Genomic DNA, 15,809 nt, shown 5'->3' with positions numbered 1-15,809 from the left:
AATTATTCTCCCTCCTTTTGATTAGTCAATTCCAAGAATCGATCCTCTAATGTTTTTGAAACTTCTCTTATTCCAAAAATATCAATATTGTGTATAACAAGGGTTTTAATTATTTCTGGTATTTTTTCCTTCGTTACAGTTATTAAAAGTCCTTGTCCCCTTTTAATACATAGCACATCAGGTGAAATTTCTTGTAAGTGATTTATCGCTTCATCAATAGGATTTAGCTCTATTTCAAACACTTGCTCAACGGCAACAAAGTCCTTGACTAATTGTACATCAACTAGTCTCCCATCTTGAATTATGCCAATTCGGTCACACATCATTTCCATTTCAGATAATAAGTGGCTTGAAACAATTACTGCCATATTTCTTTCTCTTGCTAGCATTCTTAAATGATCCCTAATTTCTCGAATCCCGGCTGGGTCTAAACCATTTGTTGGTTCATCTAAAATCAATACCTTCGGATCATGCAAGAGGCTTTGAGCAAGACCTAATCGTTGTCTCATTCCGAGTGAATATGTACGCACTTTGTCATGGATTCGGTCTGTTAATCCAACTAATTCAACAGTTTCCATTATTTTCTCTTTAGATATCCCCTTCATCATTCTTGCATAATGTATGAGATTCTCATACCCACTTAAAAATTTATACATCTCTGGATTCTCTACAATTGCTCCTACATGCTTTATTGCTTTCTCAAATTGATCGCGGACACTCTCGTTACAAATATAAATATCTCCATCACTCATATTTATTAATCCAACAATCATACGTATTGTTGTCGTTTTACCTGCACCATTTGGACCAAGAAAGCCAAATACTTCTCCCGCTTCTACCTGGAAACTTAAAGAATCAATTATTTTTCTACCCTTTATTACTTTAGAAACATTTTTTAGTTCTACAACGGAAGACAATATCACTACCTACCTTTCGTTATTTTATATTTTCTTCATCACTCAACTATCTATTTTTTATTAGCCTTATTAAAGAAAACTTGGAATCTAACTCATTGTATTAGTTTACTATTTGGATCACACTGATACAATAGGCTATGTTCATTGCTAATGGACAGTTTCTCTATTAAAACAAAAGGATGACCTCTATTGTTTATGAGATCATCCTTTTTTAATTTTAACTATTATTTAAAGAATGGCCAAAATAAAAGCTTATTTTTCATCCTTAACACGTGTAATTTTTATATCCGTTAATAGCTCTTTAACAACATGACTCGCCATTATTAAACCAGCTACAGAAGGAACAAAAGCATTAGAAGAAGGCGGCATTTTCGCCTTTCGAATTGGCGCATTATCTTTTCCGACCACTTTACGAACATCTTCGCGAATGACTATTGGACTTTCATCAGAGAATACGACATTAATCCCTTTTCTAATTCCTTCTTTACGAAGTCTTGTTCGAATTACCTTTGCAATTGGATCTGTATGTGTTTTACTGATATCTGCAATTTGGAAACGAGTTGGATCCATTTTATTTGCAGCTCCCATACTTGAAATAATTGGGATATTTCTTTGTAAACATTCTTTCATTAAATGTATTTTATAAGAGATTGTATCGGAAGCATCCATTACAAAATCCAAGCCATATGCAAAAATTTCTTCATACGTTTCTTCTGTATAGAACATTTTCAACGCAATTACTTCACAGTCTGGGTTAATATCTGCGATACGTTCTTTCATAATATCTACTTTAGGACGACCAACAGTGGATAATAATGCAATTACCTGTCTGTTGACATTCGTAATATCTACATCATCTTTATCGATTAAGATTAATCTTCCTACGCCTGAACGAGCTAACGCTTCTGCAGCAAATGAACCTACGCCCCCGATTCCTAGAACAGCCACAGTGCTGTTTTTCATCGTCTCTAGCCCTTCTTTCCCAATTGCTAACTCATTTCTCGAAAATTGGTGTAACATTCGTTTTCAACTCCATTTAATTTTTCCTAAGCAATTATGTTTACATATTCCCTTATCAGGAACTTTCATTCAGAAAGAATAAATTATTACTTATGAAATATATCATAAATTTTTATCAGCTACCACTACCCTTTCCTTGTTTCCCGATAAGAATTAAATTTTATTACTCTCCTTTTATGATAGCTGTTAATAATGAGCGTTTTCTTAAAACAGGAATGGAACAAAATATATCATTCAGTCTGCGGTTAATTACCACAACCGTCTTTTTCAACATTCATAAAAAACCCAAACAATTATATGAAGTATTATCTTCGCATAATTGTTTGGGTTTATATTTGGAATACTTTTGTCTCAGTATCTTTCTTCCGATTATTTATCTAGTTTTAACTGTAAATGTAAATCAGTTAATTGATTTTCACTTACTTCACTTGGAGCATTTGTCATAAGACAGCTCGCACTCGCTGTTTTAGGGAATGCAATTGTATCACGAAGATTGGTGCGACCAGATAACAACATAATTAAGCGATCTAATCCGATTGCAATTCCGCCATGTGGTGGTGTGCCATATTCAAAAGCTTCTAACAAGAAACCGAATTGTGTATACGCCTCTTCCTTCGTAAATCCTAATAAGCTAAACATTTTCTCTTGAATGTCTTTTTCAAATATACGCAAGGAGCCTCCCCCAAGCTCATAGCCATTCAGCACAATATCATATGCTTGTGCTTTCACCGCTTTAGGATTCGTCTCCAGCAATTCTAAATCAGTTCTTTGGGGCATTGTAAATGGATGATGTGCTGCATAAAAACGGCCTTCTTCTTCGTCATATTCAAATAATGGCCAATCTGTAACCCAAAGGAAGTTAAACTTGCTCTGATCAATTAAATCTAGCTCTTTCGCTAATTTTAAACGTAACGCTCCTAATGCATCGGCAACAACGTTCTTTTTATCAGCAACGAATAATAATAGGTCACCAGCTTCTATTGATAAAGCTTGCTCTAATCCTTTTTGCTCTGTTTCGGAAATAAACTTAGAGATAGGTCCTTTTAAGCCATCTTCTTCTACTTTTAACCAAGCAAGACCTTTTGCTCCATATACTTTTACAAACTCTGTTAATGCATCAATATCTTTACGAGAATACTTACTGCCAGCATTTTTTACATTAATTGCCTTTACTTGGCCACCTGTTTCAACTGCTGAAGCAAAAACCTTAAAGCTTGAGTCTTTTACAATTTCAGAAAGATCTACTAATTCCATTTCGAAACGAGTATCTGGTTTGTCTGATCCATATCTACTCATTGCTTCATCATATGGCATTCTTGGCATTGGTAAAGGAACGTCTATTCCTTTTACTTCTTTCATGATTTTTGCCATCATTTTTTCCATCATGCTCATGATGTCCTCTTGACTCATAAAGCTTGTTTCGATATCAAGCTGTGTAAATTCCGGTTGTCGATCTGCACGAAGGTCTTCATCGCGGAAACAACGAGCGATTTGATAGTATCTCTCTACGCCACCAACCATTAATAATTGCTTGAAAATTTGCGGTGACTGAGGTAGTGCGTAAAATTCACCTGGATGCACACGGCTTGGTACCAAATAATCCCTTGCCCCTTCAGGCGTGCTTTTCGTTAAAATTGGTGTTTCGATATCTAGGAATCCTTCACTATCAAGATAGTCTCTCATCACTTTTGTTACTTGATGACGCATTTTTAATGTTTCAAACATAACAGGTCTTCTAACATCTAAATAACGATATTTTAAGCGTACATCTTCTGCAACATCTGTTTGATCAGAAATAACAAAAGGAGGAGTTTTCGCTTCATTTATGATTTTAATTTCATCTGCAATTATTTCGATTTTTCCTGTTTGAATGTTTTCATTAACTGTACCTTCTTGACGTGCAACTACTTTACCTTTTATATCAAGAACAAATTCATTTCTTACCTTATCAGCGATTTCGATTGCAGCTTTATTAATTTCTGGATTAAACACTACCTGTACAATACCAGTACGATCACGTAAATCAATAAATATTAGTCCGCCAAGGTCTCGTCTTTTTTGTACCCAACCCTTTAAAACAATACTTTCACCAATCGATTTTTCTGTTACTTCTCCACAAAAATATGTTCTTCCAAACATGAAGCATCCTCCCTATTGTCAACATTTGTATATTCCCTTTTTTATATTCCTACTGAGTCATTCATATGTTTTATTTTTAACTGTTTTCCATTCAAAACAGCCCTAAGATATGCTTAAAATGCTTCAAAATCCTTTAATGCATTTACAAGCTCCGTTAAATCTATTTCCTTTTGTTTTCCTGTTTCTAACTGCTTTAGGTTAATTTTGTTGTTTTGTAGTTCATTTTCTCCTAAAACAGCTACATATTTAGCATGGAGACGATCAGCAGCTTTAAATTGAGCTTTTACTTTCCTGTTAAGATAATCTCTTTCAGCAGAGAAGCCAGCTTGTCTAAGCTCATTTACTAATCCTACCGTATAATCCATTGCTTCTTCACCTAATGAAACTAAATAGCAATCCACTTTCTTTTCAATAGGTAATTTAATTTTTTCAGCTTCAATGGCTGCAAGTAGTCTTTCTAAGCTCATTGCAAAGCCAATACCAGGAGCTTCTGGACCGCCTAGCTCTTGTGTTAAGCCATTGTATCTGCCGCCACCACATAACGTAGTAATCGCCCCGAATCCTTCTGCTTCACTCATTATTTCAAAAGCAGTATGGTTGTAATAGTCTAGACCTCTTACAAGGTTTGAATCTACTACAAAAGGAATATTTAAAGCTGCTAAATATTTTTGCACTTTTTCAAAATATGCCTTTGATTCTTCATTTAAATAATCTAATATCGAAGGAGCAGATTGCATTAACGGATGGGTATGATCTTTTTTGCAATCTAAGATTCTCATTGGGTTTTTTTCTAATCTTGTTTGACAATCATGACAGAATTCCTCAATGCTCGGTTTAAAGTGGGCCATTAATGCTTCACGATGAGCTTGTCTGCTTTCTTTATCACCTAAGCTGTTAACAACAACTTTTAGCTTCGATAACCCCATTGTTTGATAAACGGAAAAAGCAAGTGCTATAACTTCTGCGTCAATTGCAGGATCTTTACTTCCAATTGCCTCCACACCAAATTGAACAAATTGACGAAAGCGTCCAGCTTGTGGTCTTTCATAACGGAACATTTGTCCTAAATAAAAAAGCTTAATTGGCTGGGAAGCATATCCATGCATTTTATTCTCAACAAATGAACGAACAACCGCTGCTGTTCCTTCAGGTCTTAATGTTAGGCTTCTTTTTCCTCGATCCTCAAACGTATACATTTCCTTTGTAACAATATCTGTTGTGTCCCCAACGCTTCGTAAAAATAACTCTGTATGTTCAAATATAGGAGTACGGATTTCACTGTATTGATATCGATCACAAAGCTGTTTAATTTTTTCTTCAACATATTGCCACTTTTCTACAGTACCTGGCAAAATATCTTGGGTTCCTCTTGGAATATTAATATGCATTTTATGTATCCTCCCTGCTATTAAAAAGCGCCTATGTCTGCGCTGTATTCGTATAATTTCAAATAAAAAAATCTCGTCCCTTGCATCCATCTGAATACAAGGGACGAGATTTTTCCCGTGGTACCACCCTAATTGAAGATTTTCTTAAATCTTCCACTTTGCAGTTAACGCCTGCTCACGTTTCTACCTACTTTATGAAGCAAAATATTTTCAGAAGAAAGCCTCCCAGAGTGTTCTTTCTCTATGGCATCATGTAGAAATGCTTGCAGCCTAATGGACATTTCCTCTCTGTTCATGTGTTTCATAGATACTTTTCTCGATCAATGGCTTTACTAGATTATTTATTATTATCTCATTAATAATAAATAGGAACGATTATATTGTCAATAGGGTACAAACATGATTTTCCTACAGTTTATAATTTCCCTAATTGTTTCTTTAGTTTTTTTACTTCACCTAATGAAAGACCAAATTCAGATGCAAGTTCAACTGCATTAGAAGAATTTCCTTCTCTTTTTATGAAATCGTGAAAATCTACACCTAGTAATTTGGAATCAATTTCACTAACTGATAAACTTTTTTCGCCAAATCTCATGCATTTCACCCTTTTTTCTGTTATTTTTTTATAGTATTACCATGAGTAGCTAAAAAATATCATCAAAAATAAGTTTCTTGTCTAAATTTGATTAGAAAAAAGAAGAATATCTTAAAGGAATCTATATTCTAAATGAAGAATCCTATTTAAGTGCAAATTTATTCTAGTCATCATTAGACGATTTATGGAAGGAGTGCAGCTTGTTTGAAGAATATGAAATGGATGCTATTCCTTTTAGTCAGCATCTTCTTCATTCCTACACATCAACTTGTATCAGCAGAAAATCAATTAACCGTTCAAGCGAATACGGTGGTAAATGTTAGAGAAAATCCCGGGCTTGATCAAACCGTAATTGGAAAAATGGAGATAGGAAAAGCGTATCCCTTATTAAAAGAAGAAAAGGATTGGATAGAAATTCAATATACTTCTAGTTCTACTGGATGGGTTGCTGCTTATTTAGTAACAAAAAATGGTCAGAACACTGATAATGGAACAATAGAAACGGAACAGTCCACTTCTATTTCAACGAAAGCGACCATCACAGAAAATGGTCTCCGCTTACGAAAAGGACCTGGTACGAATTACCAAGTCATTACAACTTTGGGAAAAGGGATTGAGGTTACTGTTCTTTCCACTAGTGGAGATTGGTATCAAATCAAAACAAGTTTAGGATCTGGCTGGGTACATAATGATTATCTTCAATTTGGAAAGTCCGAAAGCCAATCAAGTACAATTGAGGAGACGGAAGATTCTAATCTGCAATCAGCGACTGTTATAGAGGATCAAGTTAATCTTCGCAGTAATCCATCTACAAACGCTGATATCATTGGCAAAATCAGTATAGACACTGTAATTACCATTATAGAAGAAGAAACGGAATGGGCAAAAATTCAATACTCTGGTAATATTGGCTGGGTACATAAAGACCTGTTAGAAAGTGGTGATATCGAAAGCAGAAAAGGACAAAAAACAGATAAAACGATTAAGCTTCTTTATGACAGAACAAATATTAGAAGTGATGCAACCGTAAATTCAAAGGTTTTACTTATTGCAGATAGCGGTGCAACCTTTCAAACCGTAGAAGTACTGGATGATTGGTATAAAATTAAGCTTTCAAACGGTGAATTCGGATATATTGCAGAATGGATTGTAGAAGACATCGCAACAGAAAGCGAAGATGCTAATGAAGGAAATTCTACTGATTTAAAAGGAAAGACCATTGTTTTAGACCCTGGTCATGGAGGAAAAGATAGCGGCACAATTGGGGTAATAGGTACATTAGAAAAGGATTTAAATCTTCGTACAGCTAAATTGCTTGCCAATAAACTAGAAGCTTCTGGCGCAAACGTAATCCTTACCAGAAAAGATGATATATTTATATCACTGCAAAGCAGGGTCGATATTAGTCATTTCTATCATGCCGATGCTTTTATCAGCCTTCATTATGATAGTATTAATGATAGCTCTGTTAATGGTGTCACTAGCTATTACTATACATCTAATCAGAAAAAACTTGCTACTAGCTTACATAAAAGTATTATTGATGCAACAAATCGAAAGGACAGAGGTGTTAGAAAAAATGAGTATGTTGTTCTAAAGCAAAATAGACAAGCAGCAACTCTATTAGAATTAGGCTATTTAAGTAATCCTGCTGAGGAACAAACTATGCTTTCTAGCAAATATCAAGAAACCATTTCTACGGCTATTTATCATGGTTTGGAGAATTATTTTAGTTATTAAGTTATGAAAAGGAAAAAACTTAACATAAGCAAAAAAGAACTTTCAAAGGATCAAATTCTTTGAAAGTTCTTTTTTATTTTCTTTTTTAGTAGTAGGATTATTTACTATCCAATATCAGTGTTACAGGTCCGTCATTGACTAGATGTACATCCATCATGGCACCAAATATGCCTGTTTCGACGGTTAGGCCGTGATTACGTAAAAGCATATTAAATTGGTCATATAGCTCTTTTGCCTGATCTGGTTTTGCTGCATTCATAAAATTGGGCCTTCTCCCTTTACGAGTATCTCCATAAAGGGTAAACTGAGAAATCGAAAGAATCGAGCCTTGTCTATCCAAAATACTTTCATTCATCTTCTCGTTTTCATCCTCAAATACGCGAAGATGGGCAATTTTATCTGCAAGATATTTCGCATCCTCTAGCACATCGCTATGTGTTATGCCAACTAGAAGAACAAAGCCTTTCTCTATAGATCCAACTACTTTTCCATCTACTTCTACCATTGCTTCTTTTGACCTTTGCAATACGACACGCATATCATTACTCCTTAGTTCATTATTCTTCGAACAGAATAGACATCTGGAATTTGTTTGATACGATCCACTACTTTATGAAGATGATTAACATTTAAAATCATTATGCTCATATTAATCGTAGCGACTTTGTTACGGTCAGATTTGCCAGATACTGCCGATATATTAGTTTTTGATTCATTTACTGCCTGTAGAACTTCGTTTAATAAACCTCTTCGATCATAGCCGCTTATTTCAATTTCGACATTATATTCTTTTCGATTATTTAAATTCGTTTCCCATTCAACTGGGATTAATCGAGCTTTTGCATCCTCTGTATCAATATTCGTACAATCCGCTCGATGGACTGAAACTCCTCGTCCTTTTGTAATGAATCCAACTATTTCATCACCAGGAACTGGGTTACAGCAGCGAGATAGACGGATTAATAAATTATCAATTCCAGTAACTCGAACACCTGAAGCGCTTTTTTTATTATTAGGGAATGACTTCAATTCCGCAACAGCATTTGTAATGGTAGATATTTGTTCTGCATCTCTCTTTTTACGCCATTTTTCTGTTAATCTATTTGCTACTTGGAGTGCAGTTATTCCATTATAGCCAACAGCTGCATACATATCATCTTCCGTCATAAAATTAAATTTCTCAATAACAATCTTTACATTTTCTGGTGTAAGAATTTCCTTAATATCAAACTCCATATTACGGATTTCTTTTTCAACTTGTTCCTTGCCTTTTTCAATATTCTCTTCGCGCCGTTGTTTTTTGAAAAATTGTCTAATTTTATTCTTTGCTTGGGAAGTCTGGGCTATTTTTAACCAATCCTGACTTGGTCCATAAGAATGTTTACTTGTATGAATTTCAATTATATCGCCTGTTTTCAACTTATAATCGAGGGTTACCATCTTTCCGTTCACTTTAGCACCAATGGTTTTATTCCCTATCTCTGAATGGATTCGGTATGCAAAGTCAATAGGTACAGAACCAGAAGGTAACTCAAATACATCTCCTTTTGGTGTAAAGACAAATACCATATCAGAAAATAAATCAATTTTCAGACTTTCCATAAACTCTTCCGCATTGACGATATCATCTTGGAATTCTAGTATTTCTCTAAACCAAGTTAATTTTTCTTCAAGAGAAGATCCTTCATTTACCGACTTTCCTTCTTTATATGCCCAATGTGCAGCAATCCCATATTCTGCAATTCGATGCATATCTTGTGTACGAATTTGTACTTCTAATGGGTCACCTTTTGGGCCGATTACAGTTGTGTGTAAGGACTGGTACATATTAGCCTTAGGCATTGCAATATAGTCTTTAAAACGACCTGGCATTGGCTTCCATCTTGTATGAATAATGCCTAAAATCGCATAGCAGTCTTTAATACTATTGACAACAATTCGAACTGCTAATAAATCATAAATTTCATTAAATTGTTTATTCTGAATAACCATTTTGCGATAAATGCTATATATATGCTTTGGTCTACCTGAAATATCAGCCAGAATATTTACTTCCTTCGTTCCCTCACGAATTTCAGTGATTACCTCATCTAAGTATTGTTCTCTTTCCGCTCTTTTTTTCTTCATCAAGTTTACAATACGATAATATTGCTGTGGATTCATATAACGTAATGCTGTATCCTCTAGTTCCCATTTAATAGTAGAAATTCCTAGACGATGTGCAAGTGGGGCAAAAATTTCCAAGGTTTCATTTGAGATGCGGCGCTGTTTTTCAGCCGGTAAATGCTTCAGAGTTCTCATATTATGAAGTCTATCTGCAAGTTTAATTAAGATGACACGAATATCTTGCGCCATAGCTACGAACATTTTACGATGATTTTCTGCTTGCTGTTCTTCATGAGATTTATATTTAATTTTCCCGAGTTTCGTTACACCGTCAACGAGCATGGCCACTTCACTGTTAAATGCTTTAGTTATATCTTCTAAAGTAATTTCAGTATCTTCAACAACGTCATGGAGAAAACCTGCTGCAACTGTTGCTGGATCCATTTCTAAATCAGCCAAAATGCCTGCTACTTGGATTGGATGAATGATATATGGTTCCCCAGATTTTCTATATTGTTCACGATGAGCATCTCTTGCATATTCATAAGCCTTTTCAATAAAAGCTACGTGCTCCTCGTTTAAATATCCTCTAGTCTTATCGATGACTTGTTCGGCGGTTAATACTTGATCATTCGCCATGTAATCACCTTTCATATCACAATTATATTATTATATTTAAACATTCTTTCTATTTCACTATTTTTAAGCTAAGCACATTAAAAAGAATAAAATTTATTTTAGAATGATTATTACTATTATCGAAAAAAAAAGGAAGATTGTAAAGGGATTGGAAGTAAATTTTATACAGAAACATAGAAAAATGTCGAATGAAGGCGATTTCTATAAAAAACTAGTGAATTTTCTTCCTTTTTTCCGTTTTAAATTAATTTCTTTTTATAATATATTTGTTGCAATAAGTGCACCGTCTAAAATTCATGTTTGATTGCTTTGGTCTAGCTCAAGCCTAACTTAGCTTCTGGGAAGCCAAACCCTTATCTTAGTCCCAATAATATGTCTACATATAGTCGGCTGGTCCCTTATGCTTAAAAATATCTACAAGAAAAAACTTAGGAAACTGCCTTAGTTTATGAAAAAGAGCGCTCTTAATTAGCGCTCCCTCAAAATATTTAAGCTACAACAATCCTTCTATGGGTTAATATTCCATTAATGTTAAAACATCGTATCCATCTAAATTTTTACGTCCTTCAAGATAAGATAATTCAATTAAAAATGCAATACCAGCTACAATGCCACCAAGCTCTTCTACTAATTTAATTGTTGCTTCAATTGTTCCACCTGTTGCTAATAAATCGTCTGTAATTAGGACACGCTGACCTGGTTTAATAGCATCCTTATGGATTGTTAATACGTCTTTACCGTACTCTAATCCATATTCTACTTTAATTGTTTCTCTTGGCAATTTTCCTTCTTTTCGCACTGGTGCAAAACCCACTCCAAGGGAATATGCAACTGGACAGCCAATGATAAACCCTCTAGCCTCTGGTCCTACAACTATATCAATTTCTTTTTCTTTCGCATACGCTACAATTTGATCTGTTGCATATCTATATGCTTCGCCATTATCCATTAATGTTGTAATATCCTTGAATCTGATCCCTTCTTTTGGCCAATCTTCAACGATCGTAACAAATTGTTTTAAATCCATTCTTTTACTTCCTCCTCATTATTAACGGATTTTATTAGAATAAGATCAAACCAATTTTTTAGTTGCTCATAAGATGAATAAATTAATTCATTTTCTAGCTCAAATTGCGCTTGCTTTTGTTGAAATGAGATCGACTCTGATAAATCTCTTTTCGGTACATTCTTATTCAATGAAATAAATCCATCCTTCATTGTAACAAAATTTAGTTCAAAAAACACCTTTGACATAAAATCTACCGTTTCTTTGCTCCAACCTTTCCTTCTAGCAAGCTCGCCACCAAATTTATCAAGGTGAAACATTCCCTGTTTTGCCAAAAATGCATAGAACCATTTGAAATGGTCACGAGTTGGCATTGTACTAAAAAAATCACTTTGTTGTTTATAAAAAACGGCATAGATTCTTTCAGGTTGATTGTTAGCAAGCAATGTTTTTAACATATCCAAATTTGGAGGATAATCTGCAAGGACGATAGACTTATCCACCGAAACAAGTAAGGCAGCATCCTCTATCGTTTCAATTACCTGGTAGGAGACTCGCTGTTCCATCCCTTTTAGAACAGAATCTTGATGGAAAAAGATCCAGAGAGCATCATTAGGAACTGTTTCATATAAATGATCCATTTTCCTTAAACTTCTATAGTCAAACAACTGCCAGTGAGAAACCTCCATATCTTGTATAAAGATTTGTGGTTTTTTACGATTATTCCATTCATTTATTGAAAGCTCACCAAGAACAGATACCTTCGCACTTGGTGAAATATGATCACATAGCTCTCCAATTCCAAATCCTATTCCATCTAAATCAAATTCGTCTTGCTTTAAGATAATCTTTAAATGGTTTTGATTGGAGCCTATTTTCCTCATATTCTCTATTTCTAGGTCATGAAAAGTCATTTTCGGCTTGGGATTATCTACTCCAAACGGAGCAAGCATTTGCATATCTTCGATTGATTTGATGGAAATCTCTTTTAGAGAAAAGCTTCCATCCACCTTTGTTAGTGGAACGAGATTGTCTTTCGTTAGTTGTTCAAAGGCTAATTTATTTAAGTTACTTCTAAGCACTTCTACATCATCTATTTTTAATGACATTCCTGCTGCCATAGGATGTCCACCAAAATGAGGAAGAATATCTCTGCATGTGGATAAATTATGATACAAATCAAAGCCTTCTATACTCCTAGCAGAACCTTTAGCAATTCCCTTTTCATAATCAAAGCTTAATACAATCGTTGGACGGTAAAATTTCTCCACTAATCTGGAAGCAACGATTCCGACCACACCAGGATTCCAGCCATCTTTTCCAACAATAAGAACATTATTTTCTGTTAAAGGATAATATTGTTCAACTTGAGCGATAGCTTCCTCTGTTATTTGATTAACAATTGCTTGTCTCTCTTTATTTGTTTCTTCCATTTCTAGTGCAAGTTCTTTGGCTAAGCCGGGATCTTCTGTTAGCAATAGCTCTACAGCAGGATCTGCACTACCAAGTCTACCAATTGCATTTATTCGTGGCGCTAGCATAAACCCGATTGTTTCTTCATTAATGGAATTTTTCTCCACATTCATTTGACGATATAAAGCATTTAAGCCAATATTATCTGTTTCTTGTAAGGCTTTTATCCCTTTTTTGGCAAGGAGACGATTCTCACCAGTCAAAGAAACAAGATCGGCAATTGTTCCTATTGCAGCAAATGGCAATAAAGGAAGGGGAGCATGGCCAAGTAGTGCATGGGATAACTTGAAGGAAACACCAACCCCTGCTAAATCACGAAAAGGATACTTGCTACCCTCTATTTTCGGATGTATGATTGCAAGAGCCTCTGGCAAAATCGGACCTGGCTCATGGTGATCTGTAATGATTAGATCTATCTCTAATTCTTTTGCCACTTCTGCTTCATGAACAGCAGCAATACCTGTATCAACCGTGATAATTAATTGCACTCCAATGCTTTTTGCATAACGAAAAGCACCTTCGTTTGGTCCATAGCCTTCTGTAAATCGGTTTGGAATATAAAATTCTACATTAGCACCAAGACTCTCTAATGTTTTCATCATGACTGTTGTACTGGTTACCCCATATAGTGATAGGTAAAATTTTGATACAATCTCCACTTTTTCCCCCACTTCACACCGTACGTGAGAGTTTCCCCTCATACGGCGTTCCATCGAGAATGTTCAAAGCTATTTTAATCTACATAACTTAACAGAATTCACTTTTTCACAAAATTAGTTATATAAGTCCGTTTATATCGTTATTTCATCAAGTTCCATTTTCTTACGTAAGGTGTTCAATTTATTTAAACTTTGTTTATTAGGTATAAGTTGAATGTATCTAGAGATTGTTTCTTCATCAACAGCATGTAATAAAATGTGAATTTCCCTATCTATTAAACAGAGGTTTTTGTATTCATCAGTTCCTCCCATAGTTCTTGGGATAATATGATGACAATGTATCGAGTACGGATTAAGTTCATTTCCTGTAACTCTACATTTACCTCTTTGTCCACTAAATAAAGCAATTCTATTGTCGTTATACTCCACACTTCTGTTTCTAACTGGATTTTCCATGAGAAATCTCATTGTTGATATATTAACTGTAGTTAGATTCTTGTGTATTTCTAAGCGACCTTCTTTAGTATACGCATTTACGATGTTCCTTTTCATCATTGGACTTTTGTGCTTTATAAATCCAATAGGTAGAAAAGGGTCGGTTGAGACAAATCGCATTTGCTTGCTGATTCCGTATTCTTTTCTGATGAATTCAGATGATATGTGACCTGTCTTTTTGACCCGTCTTTTCATACGGTGGTCTTTAAGACATGCATTAACTTCATATGCTATGTTGCCCATATCTTGGGATATCATTGTTGCAATACGGAAGTATTGATGAAGCCCTATGACGGTTGAGTTGTATAATGCTACCTTTCGCTGTTGGTCATTAGTTCCACTATCATATCTAATTCCATTAATAAGTTCTTTTAGATTGTCTTTGGTTCTTTGTTTCGCTTTATCACACATTTGACTTTTGACAATCCATCTGCTTCCTTTTGGAATAAGTTTCATTTTAAAGCCAAGGAATTCTGAATAATCCTTTTTGAGATTTACTATTTTGGATTTCTCTTCGCTTATTTCTAGGTCAAGTCTATCCTTTAACCATTTCTGTGTAGCTATAAAAAGCCTCTTAGCATGGTTAGGGTTATTACAGAATACTTTGAAGTCATCCGCATATCGAACAATGTAACATTCTTTAAGCTTTGTTTTTCTCAGAGTTCTGTATTTGTATCCTTTATCAGCGTGTCCATCCTTTTTCTTATGATATTGTAATAAGTTCTTTTTGGTACGGATGTTTTCCCACTGACTTTCAATCCACATATCAAGTTCGTTAAGAACTATATTTGATAGTAACGGAGATAGGATACCACCTTGAGGTGTGCCTTTTGGATTTTCAATTATTTCCCCATTCGGTAGCTTGATTTTAGCTTTAAGCATTTTGGAAATTATGCATAGTAAATTTTTATCTCTTATTCCTAGTGTCCACATTTGTTTAAGAAGCTTCACATGAGATACATTATCGAAAAAACCTTTAATGTCTATATCAATCACATAGGACATTTTGGATTTCTGCATTAGCCTATAACTTTGTGCTATTGCGTTTTCAACTGACCTATTTGGTCTGAATCCATGACTTCTATCTGAGAATTTTGCTTCAACAATCGGTTCTAGGACTTGTAATATACATTGTTGGATTACTCTATCCCATATGGCTGGTATTCCTAGTGGTCTAGTTTCACCGTTTGGCTTTGGTATTTCAACTCTTCTTACTGCTTTAGGTTTGTAGTCTCTTAGCTTATTCCTTACATAGCCTATAAATTGTTCCTCTGTAAGTTTTGCAATGTCGGTAATCTTACGACCATCGACACCAGCCGTTTTACTCCCTATGTTTTTCTTGATGTTACGATACGCTAATTTAATGTTTTCAGATGAACTAATGATACCCATTAAATTCTTGAACATACTACCAGATTTACTTTGTTCATGTAGCATGTCAAACGTATCTTGCATTCTGTAGTATTCGGCATTTCTTAGCTTGGACTTTTTAACATTTTGTACGATTCGTGAATTTGCCACAGCCATCAACCCCTTTCTCAAGTGGTGATTCTATTAGTCATACTCGAATCTGTGTAAATGTTATGCATTTATTAGCCTTTGAATTTCCCGACTAGAGCCTATCCCTCCACC

The 15,809-nt window shown here is 34.9% G+C and carries 11 protein-coding genes and 1 other annotated feature; of the genes, 1 reads left to right on the top strand and 10 read right to left on the bottom strand.

Annotated elements, in window-relative coordinates:
- Positions 1-2: 2 nt before the first annotated feature.
- The 5 genes from ACTNDN_RS00565 to ACTNDN_RS00545 all read right to left on the bottom strand — a co-directional run bounded on the left by ACTNDN_RS00565 (position 3) and on the right by ACTNDN_RS00545 (position 6,059).
- The gene (locus tag ACTNDN_RS00565) at positions 3-917 is read right to left on the bottom strand and encodes an ABC transporter ATP-binding protein (RefSeq protein ID WP_284561198.1); all 915 of its coding nucleotides are present in this window, start codon (positions 915-917) and stop codon (positions 3-5) included.
- A 252-nt stretch (positions 918-1,169) separates the two neighbouring features.
- Positions 1,170-1,937: a tRNA threonylcarbamoyladenosine dehydratase gene (locus tag ACTNDN_RS00560; protein WP_441130432.1), complete on the bottom strand. Its 768-nt coding sequence runs from the start codon at positions 1,935-1,937 to the stop codon at positions 1,170-1,172.
- A 369-nt stretch (positions 1,938-2,306) separates the two neighbouring features.
- Entirely contained in the window at positions 2,307-4,076 is a 1,770-nt protein-coding gene (gene aspS / locus ACTNDN_RS00555; protein ID WP_441130430.1) for an aspartate--tRNA ligase, read from the bottom strand.
- Positions 4,077-4,189: 113 nt separating this feature from the next.
- The gene (gene hisS / locus ACTNDN_RS00550) at positions 4,190-5,464 is read right to left on the bottom strand and encodes a histidine--tRNA ligase (protein WP_441130428.1); all 1,275 of its coding nucleotides are present in this window, start codon (positions 5,462-5,464) and stop codon (positions 4,190-4,192) included.
- 96 nt (positions 5,465-5,560) lie between these two features.
- Positions 5,561-5,797: a binding site (T-box leader), on the bottom strand.
- A gap of 82 nt (positions 5,798-5,879) precedes the next feature.
- Positions 5,880-6,059 carry a hypothetical protein gene (locus ACTNDN_RS00545; RefSeq protein WP_031540607.1) on the bottom strand — a complete coding sequence of 60 codons (180 nt, stop codon included), beginning with the start codon at positions 6,057-6,059 and terminating at the stop codon, positions 5,880-5,882.
- Positions 6,060-6,272: 213 nt separating this feature from the next.
- Between ACTNDN_RS00545 and ACTNDN_RS00540 the strand changes: the two genes are divergently transcribed.
- Complete coding sequence (locus tag ACTNDN_RS00540; RefSeq protein WP_031540608.1) at positions 6,273-7,799, top strand: N-acetylmuramoyl-L-alanine amidase; 1,527 nt, start codon at positions 6,273-6,275, stop codon at positions 7,797-7,799.
- 97 nt (positions 7,800-7,896) lie between these two features.
- Here the strand turns inward: ACTNDN_RS00540 and dtd are convergent, their stop codons facing one another.
- The 5 genes from dtd to ltrA all read right to left on the bottom strand — a co-directional run bounded on the left by dtd (position 7,897) and on the right by ltrA (position 15,698).
- Entirely contained in the window at positions 7,897-8,337 is a 441-nt protein-coding gene (gene dtd, locus ACTNDN_RS00535; protein WP_031540609.1) for a D-aminoacyl-tRNA deacylase, read from the bottom strand.
- A gap of 11 nt (positions 8,338-8,348) precedes the next feature.
- Positions 8,349-10,544 (bottom strand): RelA/SpoT family protein, encoded by a 2,196-nt coding sequence (locus tag ACTNDN_RS00530; protein WP_235247726.1) that lies wholly within the window; start codon positions 10,542-10,544, stop codon positions 8,349-8,351.
- Between the two features lie 514 nt (positions 10,545-11,058).
- Positions 11,059-11,571 (bottom strand): adenine phosphoribosyltransferase, encoded by a 513-nt coding sequence (locus ACTNDN_RS00525; protein ID WP_031540612.1) that lies wholly within the window; start codon positions 11,569-11,571, stop codon positions 11,059-11,061.
- Complete coding sequence (gene recJ, locus ACTNDN_RS00520; RefSeq protein ID WP_441130425.1) at positions 11,562-13,682, bottom strand: single-stranded-DNA-specific exonuclease RecJ; 2,121 nt, start codon at positions 13,680-13,682, stop codon at positions 11,562-11,564. Before recJ ends, ACTNDN_RS00525 begins: the two co-directional genes overlap by 10 nt.
- Positions 13,683-13,814: 132 nt before the next feature.
- Positions 13,815-15,698, bottom strand: a complete 1,884-nt coding sequence (gene ltrA / locus ACTNDN_RS00515) for a group II intron reverse transcriptase/maturase (protein ID WP_435406665.1) — start codon at positions 15,696-15,698, stop codon at positions 13,815-13,817.
- Positions 15,699-15,809: the final 111 nt, after the last annotated feature.

Origin of the sequence: Niallia sp. HCP3S3_B10 (assembly GCF_052064465.1) — a bacterium.
Classification (GTDB): domain Bacteria; phylum Bacillota; class Bacilli; order Bacillales; family Cytobacillaceae; genus Niallia; species Niallia hominis.
The sequence above is the reverse complement of the archived record's forward strand: the minus strand, read 5'-3'. Positions and strand labels throughout refer to the sequence as shown.

Bases quoted from the DNA above. Each gene is read 5' to 3' on its own strand.
- ACTNDN_RS00560 (WP_441130432.1), bottom strand. From the start codon at position 1,937: ATGTTACACCAATTTTCGAGAAATGAGTTAGCAATTGGGAAAGAAGGG.
- aspS (WP_441130430.1), bottom strand. From the start codon at position 4,076: ATGTTTGGAAGAACATATTTTTGTGGAGAAGTAACAGAAAAATCGATT.
- hisS (WP_441130428.1), bottom strand. From the start codon at position 5,464: ATGCATATTAATATTCCAAGAGGAACCCAAGATATTTTGCCAGGTACT.
- ACTNDN_RS00545 (WP_031540607.1), bottom strand. From the start codon at position 6,059: ATGAGATTTGGCGAAAAAAGTTTATCAGTTAGTGAAATTGATTCCAAA.
- ACTNDN_RS00540 (WP_031540608.1), top strand. From the start codon at position 6,273: ATGAAATGGATGCTATTCCTTTTAGTCAGCATCTTCTTCATTCCTACA.
- dtd (WP_031540609.1), bottom strand. From the start codon at position 8,337: ATGCGTGTCGTATTGCAAAGGTCAAAAGAAGCAATGGTAGAAGTAGAT.
- ACTNDN_RS00530 (WP_235247726.1), bottom strand. From the start codon at position 10,544: ATGGCGAATGATCAAGTATTAACCGCCGAACAAGTCATCGATAAGACT.
- ACTNDN_RS00525 (WP_031540612.1), bottom strand. From the start codon at position 11,571: ATGGATTTAAAACAATTTGTTACGATCGTTGAAGATTGGCCAAAAGAA.